Source organism: Mesorhizobium tianshanense, from assembly GCF_007830515.1.
Lineage (GTDB): Bacteria > Pseudomonadota > Alphaproteobacteria > Rhizobiales > Rhizobiaceae > Mesorhizobium > Mesorhizobium tianshanense.
In genome coordinates, this window is sequence record NZ_VLKT01000039.1 from 39,204 (window position 1) to 56,982 (window position 17,779).

The 17,779-nt window shown below is 64.4% G+C and carries 18 protein-coding genes; 9 read left to right on the forward strand and 9 right to left on the reverse strand.

Annotated elements, in window-relative coordinates:
- The first annotated feature begins 4 nt into the window (after positions 1-4).
- From IQ26_RS26640 to soxA, 7 genes are read left to right on the forward strand one after another with little or no spacing between them, the layout of a single operon-like run.
- Positions 5-2,179, forward strand: a complete 2,175-nt coding sequence (locus tag IQ26_RS26640) for a xanthine dehydrogenase family protein molybdopterin-binding subunit (protein WP_145721357.1) — start codon at positions 5-7, stop codon at positions 2,177-2,179.
- Positions 2,166-2,510, forward strand: coding sequence for a c-type cytochrome (locus IQ26_RS26645; RefSeq protein WP_208760218.1), 345 nt, complete (start codon positions 2,166-2,168; stop codon positions 2,508-2,510). Before IQ26_RS26640 ends, IQ26_RS26645 begins: the two co-directional genes overlap by 14 nt.
- Positions 2,497-3,759 (forward strand): NAD(P)/FAD-dependent oxidoreductase, encoded by a 1,263-nt coding sequence (locus IQ26_RS26650; protein WP_208760219.1) that lies wholly within the window; start codon positions 2,497-2,499, stop codon positions 3,757-3,759. The genes IQ26_RS26645 and IQ26_RS26650 overlap by 14 nt, the downstream gene beginning before the upstream one ends.
- A gap of 5 nt (positions 3,760-3,764) precedes the next feature.
- A complete protein-coding gene (gene soxX / locus IQ26_RS26655) occupies positions 3,765-4,208 on the forward strand; it encodes a sulfur oxidation c-type cytochrome SoxX (RefSeq protein WP_208760220.1) in 444 nt (147 codons plus the stop codon).
- Positions 4,209-4,210: 2 nt separating this feature from the next.
- Positions 4,211-4,693, forward strand: a complete 483-nt coding sequence (locus IQ26_RS26660) for a SoxY-related AACIE arm protein (RefSeq protein WP_145721359.1) — start codon at positions 4,211-4,213, stop codon at positions 4,691-4,693.
- The gene (gene soxZ / locus IQ26_RS26665) at positions 4,693-5,013 is read left to right on the forward strand and encodes a thiosulfate oxidation carrier complex protein SoxZ (protein ID WP_145721360.1); all 321 of its coding nucleotides are present in this window, start codon (positions 4,693-4,695) and stop codon (positions 5,011-5,013) included. Before IQ26_RS26660 ends, soxZ begins: the two co-directional genes overlap by 1 nt.
- Positions 5,013-5,792, forward strand: a complete 780-nt coding sequence (soxA, locus tag IQ26_RS26670; RefSeq protein WP_145721361.1) for a sulfur oxidation c-type cytochrome SoxA — start codon at positions 5,013-5,015, stop codon at positions 5,790-5,792. The genes soxZ and soxA overlap by 1 nt, the downstream gene beginning before the upstream one ends.
- A 231-nt stretch (positions 5,793-6,023) precedes the next feature.
- Here the strand turns inward: soxA and IQ26_RS26675 are convergent, their stop codons facing one another.
- The 8 genes from IQ26_RS26675 to IQ26_RS26710 all read right to left on the reverse strand — a co-directional run bounded on the left by IQ26_RS26675 (position 6,024) and on the right by IQ26_RS26710 (position 14,819).
- Positions 6,024-7,103 carry an ABC transporter ATP-binding protein gene (locus IQ26_RS26675; protein ID WP_145721362.1) on the reverse strand — a complete coding sequence of 360 codons (1,080 nt, stop codon included), beginning with the start codon at positions 7,101-7,103 and terminating at the stop codon, positions 6,024-6,026.
- The gene (locus tag IQ26_RS26680) at positions 7,100-7,900 is read right to left on the reverse strand and encodes an ABC transporter permease (protein WP_145721363.1); all 801 of its coding nucleotides are present in this window, start codon (positions 7,898-7,900) and stop codon (positions 7,100-7,102) included. The genes IQ26_RS26675 and IQ26_RS26680 overlap by 4 nt, the downstream gene beginning before the upstream one ends.
- Before the next feature lies 1 nt (position 7,901).
- Positions 7,902-8,762 (reverse strand): ABC transporter permease, encoded by an 861-nt coding sequence (locus IQ26_RS26685; protein WP_145721364.1) that lies wholly within the window; start codon positions 8,760-8,762, stop codon positions 7,902-7,904.
- A gap of 69 nt (positions 8,763-8,831) precedes the next feature.
- The gene (locus tag IQ26_RS26690) at positions 8,832-9,836 is read right to left on the reverse strand and encodes an ABC transporter substrate-binding protein (RefSeq protein ID WP_145721365.1); all 1,005 of its coding nucleotides are present in this window, start codon (positions 9,834-9,836) and stop codon (positions 8,832-8,834) included.
- A 66-nt stretch (positions 9,837-9,902) separates the two neighbouring features.
- Positions 9,903-11,378 (reverse strand): aldehyde dehydrogenase, encoded by a 1,476-nt coding sequence (locus IQ26_RS26695; RefSeq protein WP_145721366.1) that lies wholly within the window; start codon positions 11,376-11,378, stop codon positions 9,903-9,905.
- On the reverse strand, positions 11,375-12,427 hold the full coding sequence (locus tag IQ26_RS26700; RefSeq protein ID WP_145721367.1) for an LLM class flavin-dependent oxidoreductase: 1,053 nt from the start codon (positions 12,425-12,427) through the stop codon (positions 11,375-11,377). The genes IQ26_RS26695 and IQ26_RS26700 overlap by 4 nt, the downstream gene beginning before the upstream one ends.
- 6 nt (positions 12,428-12,433) lie before the next feature.
- On the reverse strand, positions 12,434-14,239 hold the full coding sequence (locus IQ26_RS26705) for an alpha/beta fold hydrolase (RefSeq protein ID WP_145721368.1): 1,806 nt from the start codon (positions 14,237-14,239) through the stop codon (positions 12,434-12,436).
- Positions 14,232-14,819: an amino acid synthesis family protein gene (locus tag IQ26_RS26710; RefSeq protein WP_145721369.1), complete on the reverse strand. Its 588-nt coding sequence runs from the start codon at positions 14,817-14,819 to the stop codon at positions 14,232-14,234. The genes IQ26_RS26705 and IQ26_RS26710 overlap by 8 nt, the downstream gene beginning before the upstream one ends.
- Before the next feature lie 146 nt (positions 14,820-14,965).
- Between IQ26_RS26710 and IQ26_RS26715 the strand changes: the two genes are divergently transcribed.
- Positions 14,966-15,637, forward strand: a complete 672-nt coding sequence (locus IQ26_RS26715; RefSeq protein ID WP_145721370.1) for a GntR family transcriptional regulator — start codon at positions 14,966-14,968, stop codon at positions 15,635-15,637.
- 42 nt (positions 15,638-15,679) lie between these two features.
- On the opposite strand, the gene IQ26_RS26720 is transcribed toward IQ26_RS26715, so the two are convergent.
- Positions 15,680-16,360, reverse strand: a complete 681-nt coding sequence (locus tag IQ26_RS26720) for a GntR family transcriptional regulator (protein WP_145721371.1) — start codon at positions 16,358-16,360, stop codon at positions 15,680-15,682.
- A 234-nt stretch (positions 16,361-16,594) separates the two neighbouring features.
- On the opposite strand from IQ26_RS26720, the gene IQ26_RS26725 reads away from it, so the two are divergent.
- Positions 16,595-17,722, forward strand: a complete 1,128-nt coding sequence (locus IQ26_RS26725; RefSeq protein WP_145721372.1) for a sugar ABC transporter substrate-binding protein — start codon at positions 16,595-16,597, stop codon at positions 17,720-17,722.
- Positions 17,723-17,779: the final 57 nt, after the last annotated feature.

Consider the following 17,779-nt stretch of genomic DNA (forward strand, 5'->3'; position numbering starts at 1 on the left):
GTTCATGAACGCCATAATTTCCATCTCCCGCCGCAGCTTCATCGTCGGCGTGGCCACCACGGCCGGCGGTCTGTCCCTGGGCTTCAACCTGCCGTTCATCAAGGCGGCACTTGCCGAGGGCGCCGAGACGGCGCCGGAGATCAATGCCTGGGTGGTGATCAGGCCCGACGACACGGTGGTCATCCGCATCGCCCGCTCCGAGATGGGGCAGGGGACGCTGACCGGCCTGGCGCAACTGGTCGCCGAGGAGTTGAATTGCGACTGGTCCAAGGTCACGACCGAATATCCGTCGCCGGCGCAGAACCTCGCGCGCGATCGCGTGTGGGGCAATTTCTCGACCGGGGGCAGCCGCGGCATCCGCGAGTCGCACGAATATGTGCGCATTGGTGGCGCCGTCGCGCGCGAGATGCTGATCGCCGCAGCGGCCGCCGAATGGGGTGTGCCGGCCAGCGAATGCACCGCCAGGATGGGCATGGTCACACATCCAGCATCGGATCGCGCCACCTTTTATGGACAGTTGGCCGCCGCCGCCGCGCGGATGACGCCGCCTGCCAATGTTACGCTGAAGGACCCGAAGGATTGGACCATAGCCGGCAAGCCGCTGCCGCGGCTCGACACCGCTGACAAGCTCAACGGCAGCCAGGTCTATGGCGTCGACCTCAAGCTGCCGAACATGCTCAACGCGGCGATCCGGGCCTGCCCGTATTTCGGCGGCAAGGTGGAGAGCTTCGACGCGGCGGCGGTCGCGAGCATGCCCGGCGTGCGCACCGTCGTTCAGGTCGACGAGACCGCCGTTGCGGTTGTCGCCGACACGTGGTGGCGGGCAAAGACCGCTCTCGATGCCCTGCCGGTCGTCTGGGACGAAGGTCCCAACAGGCAGGTCACCAGCGCCTCGATCGCGGCGATGCTCGAAGAGGGGCTCGGCGCGAATGACGCCTTCATCGGCGCCGAGCAGGGCGATGCTGGTGCTGCCCTGTCCGCTGCCGACCGGACGGTCACGGCGACCTATGCCTTCCCCTATCAGAACCACGCGACCATGGAGCCGATGAACGCGACGGCGCTCTACACGCCGGAGCGTTGCGAGGTATGGGTGCCGACCCAGAACGGCGAGGCGAGCCTTGCGGCGGCGGCCGAGGCCGCCGGCCTTCCGGTGCAGCAATGCGAGGTGCACAAGATCCATCTCGGCGGCGGCTTCGGCCGGCGGGGCAACTTCCAGGACTACGTGCGCCAGTCGGTCAGCATCGCCAGGCAGGTGCCAGGAGCGCCCGTAAAGCTCGTCTGGTCGCGCGAGGAGGACATGCTGCACGGCGCCTATCACCCGACCACGCGATGCCGGCTGACGGGCGCGCTCGACGCGGACGGCAACCTGACCGCTCTGCACATGCGCATATCCGGCCAGTCGATCCTTGCCGCGGTGCGGCCGGAAGGCATGCAGAACGGCATGGACCCGGTCGTCTTCCAGGGCCTCGTCCTCAATGGCACGGAAGGCACGCTGGGATATACGGTGGACAATCTGCTTGTCGACCATGCCATGCGCAACCCGCCGATCCCGCCAGGCTTCTGGCGTGGCGTGAACCTCAACCAGAACGCGCTCTACGTCGAGTGTTTCATGGACGAACTCGCCCATGCGGCCGGCGTCGACCCGCTCGCCTTCCGACGCAAGCTGATGGCCAACCATCCAAAGCACCTCGCCGTGTTGGAGGCGGTTGCCGAACGGATCGGCTGGGATACCCCGCCCGCGGCTGGCATTCACCGCGGCCTGGCGCAGATCATGGGCTTCGGCAGTTATGTGGCGGCGGCAGCGGAGGTATCGGTCACCGACGGGCAGCTCAGGATCCTCCGCATCGTGGCGGCCACCGATCCGGGTCATGTCGTCAACCCCGCACAGGTGGAGCGGCAGGTCGAAGGCTCCTTCGTCTATGGTCTATCCGCCTGCATCTACGGCGAATGCACCGTCAACGGCGGCCGCATGGAACAGGAGAACTTCGACAGCTACGAGGTCGTGCGCATGGCCGACATGCCGGCGGTGGAGACGATCATACTGCCGTCCGGCGGCTTCTGGGGCGGCGTCGGCGAGCCGACCATCGCGGTCGCCGCGCCGGCCGTCCTCAATGCGATCTTCGCCGCCACCGGAAAGCGCATCCGCACGCTGCCGCTGAAGAACCATGACCTCGCATGACCTGAGCGCTTCGAAGGATAGGCGCGGCAGACGATCGCTCGCGCCCGTCTTGCTTATGACGCTCGTGGCTAGCGCGCCGGCATGGGCCGACGCGGCGCCCGGTGCGGCGGCATGCACCGGTTGTCACGGGCCGGCGGCGCTCGGCTCAGCCATCCCCTCGCTCGACGGCCACGCGGCGGCTGATATCGTCGCCCCGATGCAGGCCTTCCGTTCCGGTGAGCGTGAGGCGACTGTGATGGATCGCATCGCCAGGGGATTTACCGAGGAAGAGACGCGCGCCATCGCCGAATGGCTCGCCAAGCCGGAGGCGGCACGCCATGCCAAGCCGTAGAGCCTGGATCGGCGGCGCGGCGGCCAGCGTCGCCGCGGCCGTCCTTGCCGCGCCGCAGGTGCGCGCGCAGGCGCAGCCCAGTGTGCTCGTGGTCGGCGGCGGCTTTGCCGGGGCCAGCTGCGCCCGGGCACTGAAGCAACTGGATCGCGACCTTGCCGTGACGCTGATCGAGCCGGAGGCGGACTATTTGGCCTGCCCGTTCAGCAATGCCGTGCTTGCAGGGCTGCGCGGCATCGAGGCGCAGACCTTCCGCTATGACCGGTTCAGCGACGTCAGGCTGATCCGCAGGCGCGCGGTCGCCGTCGATGCCGAGCGCCGGCGCGTTCGGCTGGATGACGGTACGGACATCGGCTACGTCAGGCTGGTGCTGGCGCCGGGTGTCGACCTGCGCTTTGACGCGTTGCCGGGCTACGACGAGGCGGCGGCAGAGATCATGCCGCATGCCTGGAAGGCGGGGGCGCAGACGCTGCTGCTGCGCGACCAGCTCACGGCGATGCCGGACGGTGGGGTCGTCATCCTCTCCGCGCCAGCCAATCCGTTCCGCTGCCCGCCCGGTCCCTACGAGCGGGCAAGCCTGATCGCGCACTACCTCAAGACCAGCAAGCCACGTTCCAAGCTGATCATCCTCGACGCCAAGGATGCCTTTTCGAAGCAGCGGCTGTTCGAAGCGGCCTGGCTGGAGCTCTATCCCGGCCTGATCGAATGGGTGCCGCTGTCCTCGGGCGGCAGGGTAACGGAAGTCGACCCGGCGACAAGGACGCTGGTGACCGAGTTCGGCAGCCACAAGGCCGCTATCGCCAACGTGATCCCGCCGCAGCGCGCGGGCAAGATCGCGCAGTCGGCCGGCGTCGCGGATCAGACGGGCTGGTGCCCGATCGACCCGGTCACCTTCGAGTCCCGGCTGCAGCCATCGATCCATGTCATCGGCGACGCGGCGATCGGCGGGGCGATGCCGAAATCCGCCTTCAGCGCCAACGCCCAGGCAAAAGCCTGCGCCGCGGCGGTCGCCGCCCTCGTCAGGGAGCGGCAGCCGGTGCCGCCGAAGCTCATCAATACTTGCTACAGCCTGGTCGCGCCCGGCTACGGCATCTCGATCGCCGGCGTCTACCAGCCGCGCGCCGGCCTGCTTGCCGAGGTGGAGGGTGCGGGCGGCACCAGCCCGCTCGAAGCGCCACCCTCCGTCCGCGAACTGGAAGCAGCCTATGCGCAGGACTGGTTCCGAACGATCACCAATGAAGTGTTCGGATGATGAGGATGGCTTGCCTTGCTCTTACGGGATTGCTGCGTGCGGCCACGCCCGGTGCCGGCGAGGAGGCGAGGTCCTATGCCGTGACCGGCGATACGATCATGGAGCCTCTGGCCGGCGGCAAGGGCGATCCGGCGCGGGGCGCCGCGCTGATCTCGGACCGGCAGCGCAGCCTCTGCACGCTCTGCCACAGCGGGCCATTTCCCGATGCGCATCTGCACGGCACGCTGGCGCCCGACCTGACAGGCGTCGGGGCGAGGCTTTCTGAAGGCCAGATCCGGCTGCGCGTGGTCGACATGAAGCGGCTGGCGCCGAATACGATCATGCCTGCCTACTACAGGATCGCGGATGAGGAAGGCCGGCGCGTCGCCACCGTCTGGCGCGGCAAGCCGATCCTGACCGGTGCCGATATCGAGGATATCGTCGCCTATCTCACGACGCTGAAGGGGTGATCATGCACGAAGGCCCGCTTCGAGTTCACGGAAGGTTGGTCGGACGGCGGCAACTTCTTCGGGCCGGCATGACCGGCCTGCTGGTGACCAGTCTGCCGCGCTGGGCCATTGCCCGTCCGAGCCTCGACGAAGCGATCCGCGCCTTCACCAGGGGAGCCGACGTTCTCGACGGCCGCGTCCGGCTCGACCTGCCACCTCTGGTTGAGAACGGCAATGCGGTCGGGATCACAGTCGCCGCCGAGAGCCCGATGACCGCGGGCGATCATGTCCGCCGCATCGCGGTCTTCAACGAGAAGAACCCGGAGGCGAATGTCGCGGTCTTCCATCTCGGCCCGCGCTCTGGCCGCGCCGCGGTCTCGACGCGGATTCGGCTTGCTAGCTCCCAGGTGGTGGTCGCCGTCGCGGAGATGAGCGACGGCAGCTTCTGGTCGAGCAGGGCGAGCGCGATCGTCACGCTGGCCGCCTGCATCGAGGATCTCTCATAATGGCTCGCGCGCTCATCAACGTGCCGAAGACGGTCAAACGCGGCGAAATCGTCGAGGTCAGGGCGATGATCGCGCATCCAATGGAAACCGGCTACCGCGTCGGCCCGAACGGCTCCAACATCCCCCGCGACATCATCCGCCGTTTCGCCTGTACCTATGGAGGCGAGGAGGTGTTTTGGGCCGATCTCCATCCGGCGGTATCGGCCAATCCCTTCTTCGCCTTCACGCTCGTCGCTTCGACGAGCGGCACGATCAAGTTCACCTGGACCGACGATGTTGGAAAGACGCAAACCGCGTCGGCCGAAATCACGGTGAGCTGATGCGCGCCCTCTGGGGCCTTGCGGGGATCATCGCGGCGCTCGTCTGCAGCATGGCCATCGCTGTCGCCATCGAAGAAGGCGGAAGGCGCTCCGGCTTCGACTTCATGACGCCGGAGACACAGGCTTTGCAGGCCGACGACATGAGCAACCCCGGCATGCTGTGGGTGCTGCAAGGCGAGCAGCTCTGGCAGCAGGCGGAAGGAAGGGCGGGTGTCACCTGCTCCGGCTGCCATGGCGACGCCTCTCAGACGATGCGCGGCGTTGCCACGCGCTACCCGGCCTTTGATGAGGCGACGGAACGACCGATCGATCTTGCCGGGCGTATCAACTCCTGCCGAACGCGGCAGCAGCAGGCCGAGCCGCTGGCGCCTGAGTCTAACGCGTTGCTCGCCCTGACGACCTATGTGGCGCACCAGTCGCGCGGCATGCCGATCACGCCGGCGACCGACGCCCGGCTCGCGCCGTTTCGCGACAACGGCCGGCGTCTGTTCCAGAGCCGCATCGGCCAGCTCGAGCTCTCCTGCGCCTCCTGCCACGACGGCAATTGGGGAAAACGACTAGGCGGCAGCGTCATCCCGCAGGCGCATCCGACGGGCTATCCGCTCTACCGGCTGGAGTGGCAGACGGTCGGTTCGCTGCAACGGCGCCTGCGCAACTGCATGATCGGGGTCAGGGCCGAGCCCTTCGCCTTCGGCGCGGCGGAACTCGTTGACCTGGAGCTCCATCTGACGGAGCGGGCCCGCGGCATGCTGGTCGAAACGCCGGCCGTGCGGCCGTGACGCCGGCCGGCAGTGATCAAGCTCGTGCCCCGAAGCACCCAGAAGGAGCGACAGTCGAATGGTAGGCAAAGCAAAAAAGCTGCCTGCAAAACGAGATATTGCCCGGCCAGCGTCATTGACCTAGCCACTACGTCCTGTCAGCTCAGCACAATGCCGCCGTCCACATTAAGCATCTGGCCGGCCGGTGCTGCCCCTAACCGTAATGTCGGGCCTGTCGCAAACTGTCGTCCGTCAGGCGGGAAATAGAAATGCGGCGGCGGGATCGAAAAAAATCTGCTGTCTGCTCGGGGCGATGCCTTCCTGTGCTTCTGCCATGTCGGAAGTCGGCCTGACGTCGATCTCCTGGCCGGCTGCGGTGCGCGCGATGACGCGCCGCCGCTCGCCGAAAAAGGCGGTGTCGATGAACTCGACCGCAAGCCCGGCAGTGGCCGGGCCGGGTCTCAGCCGAAACGCTTCCGGCCGCACCATCAGCCTGGTCTTCTGGCCATGGCTGAAGTCCTGATCGATCCTGACACCCGAGACAACCGAGCCATCGGCCAGGCGGATCGTGGCGGAGCCGTTGACGGTTTCAAGATGTTCGGCCGGCAAGAAGTTGGAATTTCCGATGAAGCTGGCCACGAATTCGCTCGCAGGTCTCAGATAGAGGTCCTCGCCAGTACCGATCTGCTCGATGCGCCCATCCCGAAACAGGGCGATGTGATCAGAAAGATGCAGGGCCTCGTCCTGATCGTGGGTGACGTAAAGGATCGTTACGCCGGTTTCGCGGTGGATGCGCCGTATCTCGGCCTGGATTTCCTCGCGCAGCTTCTTGTCGAGTGCCGAAAGCGGCTCGTCCATCAGAAGGATCGGCGGATCGTAGGCAAGCGCCCGGGCAAGCGCCACGCGCTGCTGCTGTCCGCCCGATAGCGCGCCCGGATATCGGGTGCCGAAGCTTTCCAGCCGCACCAGCGACAGCATCTCGGCGACTTTTCGTTTGACCTCGGCGTCCGGCCGGCGCCGCACGCGTAGCGGAAAGGCAACGTTCTCGGCGACGGTGAGGTGCTGGAACAGCGTGTAGCGCTGGAACACCATGCCGATATTGCGCTTGTGCGACGGCACCGACAGCAGCGACCTGCCTTCGAGAAGAACGTCGCCGGATGTCGGATGCTGAAAGCCGGCGATTGCGTAGAGCGTCGTCGACTTGCCGGAGCCGGAAGGGCCGAGAAAGGTCAGGAACTCGCCCTTGGGTATATCGATCGTGACGTCGTGCACGGCGACGAAGCTGCCGAACGCCTTGCGCAGGTCGCGAATGGAGAGGAAGGGTTCGGTCATTTCGACAATTTCCGCCGAATGAGTGCCGTTACGATCATCAGGCTCAGCGTCAGAAGAACGAGAAGGCTGGAGGCCGCGGCGATGACCGGGCTCAGATCCTGGCGCAGGCTGCCCCAGATCTTGACCGGCAAGGTCTGCAAGGTGGGGCTGGCCATGAAGATCGCGACCACCACCTCGTCCCATGAGGCGAGAAAGGCGAAGATCGCCGCCGAGAAGATCCCGATCTTGATCGCCGGCAAGGTGACCCGGAGTTTTGCTTCGAATGGGCTCGCGCCGCAGACGATCGCCGCGTCCTCGACGGATTTGTCGAAGCCTTCGAGTGCCGCGGTGATGGGAATGATGGCGAAGGGGAGTGCCAGGACTGTATGGGCGATGACGAAGCCTGCCGTGGTGCCGCCGAGCCCGATCCGCAGGAAGAATGCGTAGATGGCGATGGCGAAGACGACGACCGGCAACACCATTGGCGTCAGCAGAAGGCCGCGAAGCGTGTTGCGCCCGCGAAACTGTCCCCTGACCAGGGCGAAAGAAGCCAGGAGTCCGATGGCGACGGCAAGAATCGCAGCCATGGTGGCAATGCGCGCGCTGGTCAGCGCCGCTTCGAGCCAGGCCGGATCGGCGAAGAGTTCCTCATACCATTTCAGCGTCCAGCCGGGCGGCGGAAAAGCCAGCCATCGCGACGATCCGAACGACAGAAGCACGATGAAGACCACCGGCAGCAACAAAAACGCGGCAACCAGGCCGGTGAAACCCAGAAGGGCTGCCCGTAGCCAGCCCAGCCGGTCGTAATCGAGCAGCATCTCAGATGCCTCCTGTCATGCGCTTGGCGCCGACGAGGCGCAGTTGCAGCGCGTAGAGCGCCATGGTGACCAAAAGCAGGATGAAAGCGGCCGCGCTTCCGAGCCCCCAGTTGAGCAAGGACTGGATCATCTGGGCGATCATTCCGGCGAGCATCATGTTGGAGGTGCCGCCGAGCAGCGTGGGCGTCACGAAATAGCCGAGCGACATGACGAAGACCATCAGGCCGCCTGCAGCGATTCCCGGAAGCGACAAAGGCAGCAGGATGCGGCGGAAGGCATCGAAGGGGCTCGCACCGCACAGAGCGGCGGCACGCAGTGTCATCGGATCAATGGCGCACAGGGTTCCGACCAGTGGAAGTATCATGAAGGGCAGCATAATGTAGACCATGCCGATGGTGACGCCGGTCAGGTTGTTGATCAGCGGCAGCGGCTCGCTGATCAGGCCGATATCCATCAGTGTCCGGTTGATGACGCCGGTGCGTTGAAGCAGCACCATCCAGGCATAGGTGCGGGTGAGCAGATTGGTCCACATCGACAGGATGATGATGCCGAAGACAATCGAACCGAGGGCGGGCGGCATGATCGCCAGCATCCAGGCGACCGGAAACGCCACGATGACGGTGACGGCGGTGACGACGGTGGCGACCAGAAAGGTGTTGAAGAAGACCCGCGCATAGGTGCCGTGGCCAAACAGGGTGGCGTAGTTCTGCAGGCCCGGTACGGGTTCGGTTACGCTGCGCAGCAGCAACGCAACGACCGGCACCACGAAGAACAGGATGATAAGGATCAGCGCCGGTAAGGCGCCGCCGATGCCATCCGGCCCTCGGAGGATTGGCGGTCGATGAAGCAAATTGCCCGACATGGCGATGATCCCGTCAGATCAGGCGGGACGCCTTGCAGCGTCCCGCCGGTTCACAGGTGAAGTCAGCGGCTATTTGGCCTGCCAGGCGTACCAGCGCTCCGCGATCGCGTCGCGGTTTTCAGCCCAGTAGTTCATGTCGAGGTCGATCTGCCCGTCGACATAGGCGTCCGGTAGCGACTTGACGACATCGGCCGGCATTTCGGCCTTGGCTGCAGTATTGATGGGTGCGTAGCCGCTAGCTTCGGCAAACATTGCCTGGCTTTTCGGGCTTGTCGCGGTGGCCAGGAATTTCATGGCGCTCGCCTTGTTCTTAGAACCTTTGGGGATGACGAGTACGTCGGCGGCGGTCATGTTCTGATTCCAGGATGCGCCGACATCGGCGCCGTCCTGCTCGAGGGCGAAGACGCGTCCGTTCCAGAGCTGGCCGAAGGCCGCTTCACCGGAAGCGATCAGCTGTTGCGACTGCGCGCCGCTGTCCCACCAGACGATTTCCGGCTTGATCGTGTCGAGTTTCTTGAAAGCCCGGTCGAGGTCGAGCGGGTAGAGCTTGTCCGCAGGCACTCCATCGGCCAAAAGCGCGATCTCGATGACGCCCGGCGCCGACCATTTATAAAAGGTGCGCTTACCGGGAAATTTCGTCAGGTCGAACATGTCGGCCCAGCCCGTCGGTTCGCCCGACACGGCCCCTTTGTTCCAGGCAAGAACGAATGAGTAGTAGAAGCTGCCGACGGCATGGTCGGTGGTGAAGCGAGGATCGAGATCGGCTTTCGGCACGACGCTGAAATCGATCGGCTCCAGCAGGCCATCCTTGGCCGCCTTGATGGCGAAATCCATTTCGACATCGACGACATCCCAGGCGACGCTGCCGCCTTCCACCATGGCCTTCAGCTTGCCGTAGTCCGTTGGGCCGTCCTGCAGCACCTTGATGCCGGAGCTCGCTTCGAACGGAGCAGCCCAGGATTTGGTCTGCGCTTCCTGGGTGGTTCCGCCCCAGCTGGTGAACACCATTTCATCGGCGTGCGCGGCAGTGGCTGCCAGGAGCCCGGCCAGGAGGCCGGTCAAAATCAGTTTCATGTCATTCTCCTCTGTTGGTTGCTTGGTTTCTTGTTGTTATGAAATTGCGCGACCGCGGCGCCGGCCTCATCGCATGACGAACGGATCCGGGATCGGCTCGTCGGATGTTCGTATCCAGACGGATTTCGAGCGCGTGTAATCGCGGATGGCGTCGGCCCCGCCCTCACGGCCGAGCCCCGACTGACCATAGCCGCCGAACGGCACGAGCGGCGAAACGGCGCGGTATGTGTTGACCCAGACGACGCCTGCATGGATCTCGCGCGCCATGCGGTGCGCCTTGGCGAGATTGGTGGTGAACACGCCCGAGGCCAGGCCGAACGGCGTATCGTTGGCAAGCGCCAGTGCTTCAGCTTCCGTGTCGAAGGCAAGCACGCTGAGCACCGGACCGAACAGCTCCTCCCGCACGCAGGGCAGCCCTGTATCCTTGGCGTCGATGATGGTCGGTGCGTAGTAGAAGCCGTGCGGATGACCGTTGGGCCTTTTTCCGCCGGTGACCAGCGTCCCGCCATTGGCGAGGCTCTCGGCAACGATCTTTTCGATCCATTCCCGCTGGCGTAGCGTTGCCAGCGGTCCCATTTCGGTGGCCGGATCCTGCGGATCGCCGATTCTAATGGCCTCGGCCTTGCGCTTGAGCCTGTCCAGGAAATTGGCCTTTACCGAACGCTCGACCAGCAGCCGGGAGCCTGCGACACAGCTTTGTCCAGACGCCGCGAAAATCCCGGCCACGACCGCGTTTGCCGCACTGTCCAGATCTGCGTCGGCGAAAACGACAACCGGGCTTTTCCCGCCCAGCTCCAGCGTCGTGTAAGCGAGATTTTCCGCCGTGTTGCGGACGACCGCGCGAGCGGTCGAGGGTCCGCCGGTGAAGGCGACGCGTGAGACCAGTGGATGACTAGTCAGGCGTCGGCCGCAATCGTGCCCGAACCCGTTCAGTATGCTGACGCTTCCGGCGGGAAATCCGGCCTCGTGAACGAGCTCCGCGAAGGCCAGCAGCGGCGCTGGGCCGTCCTCCGAGGCTTTCAGGACGACCGTGCAGCCGGCCGCCAGCGCCGGGCCGAGCTTGACGGCCGAAAGGAAGAGTTGCGAATTCCACGGCACGACGGCGGCGACGACGCCGATCGGCTCGCGCCGGATGGTGACGTCCATATCGGCCTTGTCGATAGGCACATGCGAGCCTTCATGCTTGTCGGCAAGCCCGCCATAGTAGCGGTAATAGTCGCCGACATAGGCGATCTGGGCGCGGGTCTCGCGGATGATCTTGCCGGTGTCGCGCGTCTCCAGTTCGGCCAGGCGGCCGGCATTGGCGACCACCAGGTCGCCGAGGCACGCCAGCAGCTTGCCGCGCGCCGTCGCTGTCAGCGAGGCCCAGGCGGCGGAGTGCAAAGTCCGGTGCGCCGCTTCGACGGCGCGGTCGACATCGGCTTCCGTCGCGGCCGGCATCGTCGCCCAGGGCGCTCCGGTTGATGGATCGATGCTTTCGAAGGTGGCCGTCGGCGGATCGAACGCCCCGTCTATGAAGTTCCTGAAGGCCACAAGGGTCATTGCGGCCTCCCGTGCCGGAAGGCCGGCATCACCTTGTCGACGAACAGCTGCAGGGACTTCTTCTTGCGTTCGTGTGGCAGGCCGCTGTCGATCCAGATCGAATATTGGTCGTAGCCGAGCGCCTCGTATGCCTTCAGCCGGGTGATCACCACTTCGGCTTCGCCGATAACCAGGTTCTGTCGGATCTTGTCCGGCGCGTATTGCGGCATGGCCGCGATCTCGTCGTCGGTGAGCGCTTCCAATATGCCTTGGCGAACGGGCTTCTTGTTCTGGAACCACGCGCCGAACTGGCAGTAGAACAGCGACAGGTCCTTCGTCAGCTGCTCCGCATCGGCGGCGTCCTCGGCAACGAATGTGTGCATCAGCAGCATGATGTCGGGGCGCGCCATGTCCGGATGCGCCGCGCACGCAGCGTTGAAGCGCTCCATCAGGCTGGTTACTTCACCGTCGCCGGAGGCGAGCGGCGTGACCTGGACGTTGCAGCCGTTGGACACGGCGAAGTCGTGCGAGTTCGGATCGCGCGCCGCCACCCAGATCGGCGGGTGCGGCTTTTGCACCGGCTTGGGCGACGAGGTGGTGGGCGGAAACGACCAGAACTCCCCGGACATCTCGAAGTCGCCTTCCCAAAGGCCCTTGATAGCGGGGATGATCTCGCGCATGCGCTGGCCCGCGCCCCAGGCGTCGAGCCCGGGGAACAGGCGTTGGTATTCGTAAACGTAGGCGCCGCGCGCGATGCCGATGTCGAGCCGGCCGCCCGTGATGACGTCAGTCATGGCCGCTTCGCCGGCGAGCTTGATCGGATGCCAGAACGGCGCGATGACCGTTCCCGTGCCGAGCCGGATGCGCTTCGTCCTGGCGCCGAGATAGGCGATGTTGATGAACGGGTTCGGCGAGATGGTGAACTCCATGCCGTGGTGTTCGCCGATCCAGGCCGTCTCGAAGCCTGCTGCCTCGGCCATCAGAACCAGTTCCTCAAGCTCGTCGATGAGCTCGGCATGCGGCTTTGCAGGATCCGAGCGTTCCATATGGACGAAGAGCGAGAACTTCATTTCTGTTCACCCCGGATTGGAAATGGAGGGTTTCATGGACATCGGCTTGGCGAGCGGACGGACTTCACCTTCGACCTCGTTGCCGACATAGACTCCAAACGCATCCTCCCGACACTCTCGAACGTAGCGGGCAAGCATCGAGCGCACAGCGGCGTCGGCGATGTTCAGTCCGGCAATCCTGTCGATGTCGACGAGCCGGACCTGGCCATCGCTGGAGTGCGGCGCGTCTACCGTGCCGCGGTAGTAGACATGCGTTCGCGATGGGTTTGCTGCGTCGTCCCAGACCGCAAACAGGAATCCGAGATGAGCCTCGATCGCTTTCGCGGCGAGGCGTCCCTTGAGGCTTCGCGTGTCGCCGGGCGTCCCGAGTCCTCGGCCCGCCGGCAGTTCGAAAAAGCCGTCGACGGTTTCGAAGAACAGCACGCGGCCTTCATCTTCGAGGATAGCGCCGACCTCCATGTCGGGCGGCGCGGCCGCCAGCGCTTCCTGGCTGAGACCGGGCGAGACATAGGCGCCACGGCAATAGCCGAGGGGCTGCGATGAATTGTGAGAGAATTCGCGAACGCGGCCGATGAGGATCGAATGATCGCCGGCGTCGACCAACTGCTCCATGTCACAGTCAAACGTCGCCACCGATCCGCCGAGCAACGGGCTGCCGGTCGGGCCGAAACGCCATTCGACAGCCGAGAACTTGTCCTGCGATTTCGAAGCAAAGACGCCGGACGCGGCTCTCTGTTCCTCCGAGAGCACGTTGATGGCAAAGCACTTCGAGGTCGAAAACACGGGATGACCCAGCGCTTTCTTGGCGATGCAGACCAGAACAAGGGGCGGATCGAGCGAAACGGATGTAAACGAATTGGCAGTGAACCCCCGAGGCTCTCCTTCCGGGCCGATCGCGGTGACGATGGTAACGCCGGTCAGGAAAGAACCGAGCGCCCGCCTGAATTCGCCCGCGTCGAACGCTGTGTCCATCGCCGGTCGCTCCGATCGGCTTGCGCCGTCGTTGCTCTCTAGAAAATCGACGATGCGCCGTGTGACCGTATCGGGCGAGGCTATGGCCATCATGTGTCGTTCGCCCTCCAGAACGACGCAGCGACCGCGTGGCGCGAGGCGCGCCATTGCCGCCGACATTGCAGGTGAGGAATTCCTGTCCTCAGAGCCGGTTATGAATAGAGCCGGCATCGCGAGACCGGAAAGACGATCGCCATGCGCGGCATCCGCGTGGGCGAAAAGTTGATATGTGCGCTTATAGCCTTTCGGGTTGACGCTTTGCAGTGCCGCGCGCGTCGTCCTTGCGGCCTCGGCCAGGGTGTCGGGGACCGGATTGCCGAACCAGCGCGCGATCGTTGCGTCCGTTCCTGACGGGTTCTTCGCGCCATTCAATTCGGCGGCGCGCTCGCGTACCGCCTGCGCAAGGTCGGCCGGGCGGCGAAAGACCGCGTTGAGCGACACGATGCGGCGGACCCGTTTGGGTGCACTGAGAGCGATTTCCTGCCCGACCAGCGCCCCCATTGAATGGCCAACGATCGAGACGGCATCCAGGCCAAGATAGTCGAGAAGCCGGATTGCCTGTCCGGCATAATCGGCAAGGCTGGCGTCCTCGGGCGGCAGCGGCGACGGGCCATGTCCCAGCATGTCGATCGCGATCACGTCCCATCTGCCCTTCATCAGCGCGACCTGGGGCCCCCAGATCGCCGCGTTCATGCCGACGCCATGGATGAGGAGGACCGGCGCGCCCGATCCGGTACGGATGAAGCCGGTGCCGTCAGGCGCCGTTCCGCGATGCCAGCCAGGAGCCGTCGGCTCAACCATGCAGATCGCCGACCTCCTTGAGATCCTGGTAGCGGTCGCCGATGCGATGGTGCGGTCGCCCGCCGATCGAGGCGCCAAGCGCCACCACCAGCTCGTCCGGCGCCGGCGCGTCGCCGATCTGGAAATGCACCGTCAGGTAGTGCGAACGTCGGCCTTCATCGTTCTTGTCCATGAGCGGGATCATGATCGGCGTATTGGGTCCACCGCGCAGATTGGTGAAGGCAAGATAGGTTTTGGCGCCAACGGCACGCCGATAGTGGTTGCCGAAATGCAGCGTGTGGATGAGTGCCGAGGCATGCTCGACCTCGCCCGACGTGCCGCAGATTGCGGCCTTGCCGTAGCCTTCGATCGCTTCGCCAGATCCCGCCACTGCGAGGATTTCACCGGTCAGCACTTCCCCCAAGACCGGCGCATAGGCGCGGATCTCGGGAGAAAGGTCCTCGGTGAAACCGCGCCCGGCCCAGGGATTGTCGAGCACCGCCGCCACGCCGATCAGGCGCAGCGGCCGTGGGGCCGCCTTGCCGCCTTCGATCAGCGTGTTCTCGATATAGGTGACGATCTTTCGGATGGCCGGCTTCATCAAATCCTCGGTGGTCGATCGGGAGGGCATCCGGAAAAGTCACCTTTTGCCCCTGTCGTCTTATGGTATACCATACTATTGAAGACCAAATCCCTTGTCAACGGATCGTCGAATCTGTTTCCTTGCGGATGGTGGGAGTAGATGAATTGGCCGACGACACACTCAGGATCGAACGATCCACCAAGACGCTCAGAACACTGGCGCTGGAGCGCATGCGCGACGCGATCATGGGGTTTCACTTCCAACCCGGCGAAAGGTTGGTCGAACGGCCGCTTTGCGACCAGCTCGGCGTCAGTCGCTCGGTGGTGCGCGAAGTTCTGCGGCAGTTGGAGACCGAGGGCCTGGTCCAGATGATACCAGGTCACGGACCCGCCGTGGCCCGGCCAGATCTCAGCCGTACCGACGAGATTTATGAACTGCGCGCTCTGATGGAGGGCATTGCGGCGCGCGCCTGCGCGCTGACGGCGACGGCGGACCAGATCGTCGCGCTTGAGCGCGCGTTTGATGTACTGCTCACGGCGTGGGCCTCAGCCGATCCGATCGAGGTGATGCGGGCGACGACAAAATTCTATGAAGTGCTTTTCGATGCTGCCGACAAGCGTATCGCCTGGGAGATCGTCCAGGGTCTGAACGTCCGCATCAACCAACTGCGTTCCATGACCATCGCTTCGGTGAATCGGCGCGATGCCGCAATTGCCGAAATGACCGACATCATGAACGCGATCAAGTCGCGCAACGGCGATGAAGCCGAAGCCGCGGCCCGGCGGCATGTGGAGCAGGCATGGCGAATTGCGCAACAGACTCTTCGCGATAGCTGAAGTAAGGGATTGGCCTGCGCACCAGCGGCAGTGCTTTCGTCGCTACTTCAGCAGGTCGATCAGCACCATGAAGGCGGCATCGATGTCGGCGCGGACCGCCGCCCGAACCGCTTCCGCATCCCGGTTGCGCAAGGCCGCAAACATCTCCTGATGGTGCTCGTTGGCGGTCGAGTAGTTGCCGGAATCGTGCAGCATGTTGAAATAAGGGCTGATTTGCAGCCACAGGTTCTCGATGATGTTGAGAATGTTCTCGGAGCCCGCCGCCCGGTAGATCGAGAAATGAAAGGCGTAGTTGGCGCGCAGGTAAGATTTGACGTCGCCGGCGGCATTGGCCTGTTGGAGCGCATCCAGATGCTGGCCGAGCTGCGCCATGCTTTTGTCGTCCATGCGTTCCGCGGCCCATGCCGCCGCGATCGCCTCGATCTCGAACCTGACATTCCTGAGATCGATGAGGCGCGCGCGGCTTAGTGCCGGGATGCCGATCGAGCGGCCCGAAACCACCATCAGCGCGTTCGCGGCCGTCAGCCGTCGCAGCGCCTCCCTGACCGGCATCGGGCTGACGCCGAAAGCGTCGGCAAGGCTCTGCACGGTCACCATCTCGCCTGGCACGATGCTGCCGTCGAGGATCAGTTCGGTGACATGGCGATAGACCCTCTCCTGCAGGGTATCCCTGGACAGGGGAGTGATCTCGACACCCGGCCTCCTGAACGCTGCCCCAGCCATATGCATTAACCTTCCCGCGCAAGGGCGACGCTGTCGCTGCATCCGGCGCCTGCACCCCGAATGCAAGGTTCGTATTGCCACGTCAAGCGCCAGCGCATCCCGGTTTTGATATTAAGCCATTCTTATCATTGATCTTTGATCAAATCATGATACGGTCGGCCACATCGAATGACAAGGGGCTGCGTTGGTGGCTCTTGGGAGGCGTTCGGTCGTCTGAATTGGGAGGAGTTTCGAATGGGTATCGGATCGAAAGCCCGGCGGCTCGCGCTGCTGGCTGGCATGGTTGTTTGCGCTTGTGGGGTGTCCGCCGCCGAGGCGGCCGAAAAGCACAAGATCTTTCTGAGCATGAGCTTCATCGGCAACGACTGGCAGGCCGAGGCCGCAAACATGGTCAAGGCCATGGCCTCGCACAAGAGCATGGCCGACAAGGTCGATCTTCAGGTTCAGGTGGCGGGGCCGAATGCGCAGCGCCAGATCCAGCAGGTCAATGCGATGGTGCAGGCCGGAGCCGAAGCGATCGTGATCTTTCCGATCTCGCCGACTGCGCTCAACCAGGTGGTCAAGAATGCCTGCGCCAAGGGCGTCAAGGTATTCGCCTATGATGCCGAGATCACCGAGCCTTGCGCCTACAACGTCCATATCGACCAGGAGGAGGCAGGACGGGTGACGGCCGAATGGCTGGTCAAGAAACTCGACGGCAAGGGCAACATCATCGCGGTGACCGGCGTCCCCGGCACTTCGGTCGACGATTTGCGCACCAAGGCGGCCAAGGAGGTCTTGGCCAAATACCCCGATATCAAGATCGTCGGCGAGGCGGTTGGCATGTGGAGCCAGGCGGTGGCTCGTACCGAGCTCTCGAAGATCCTGGCGACGCGCAGCTGGGACGACATCGATGGGCTATGGATGCAGGTCGGCTGCTTCACCGCCAATTCGATGCAGCTCGAGGCCGGCAAGAAGACCAATGAACTCCTGCCTTGTGCCGGCGAGGGCGCCAATGGCGGCCGCATCCAGATGCTGCCGGAGGGCACCGAGGTCGAGGGCGCGGCCTCTCCCTATGCGCCGCTCGGCGCGCCGCGCATTTCCTACGCGTCACCGCCTTATTCCGGCGCACTCGCCCTCAAGCTCGCCGTCGAGGCTCTTGAAGGCAAGGATGTGCCTAAGAAAACGATCCTGCCGCTGCCGGTCGTCACCAACGAGACGATCAAGCTCTGCGACGAGGGCACCTGGGCGGAGATGAAGGCCGGCTGCAACGCCTTCAAGCCATCGCTGGTCTCCAATCCCGGCTGGTTCGCGTCGATTTTCTCCGACCAGACACCCGAGATCGGTCTTGCCGCCGCGCTTGTCGGCCAGCCCGAGGAGTGAGCTCTCCGAAGCGGCGCGTGGGGCATTTCAATCGCTCCATGCGCCGCCTTCATGAAA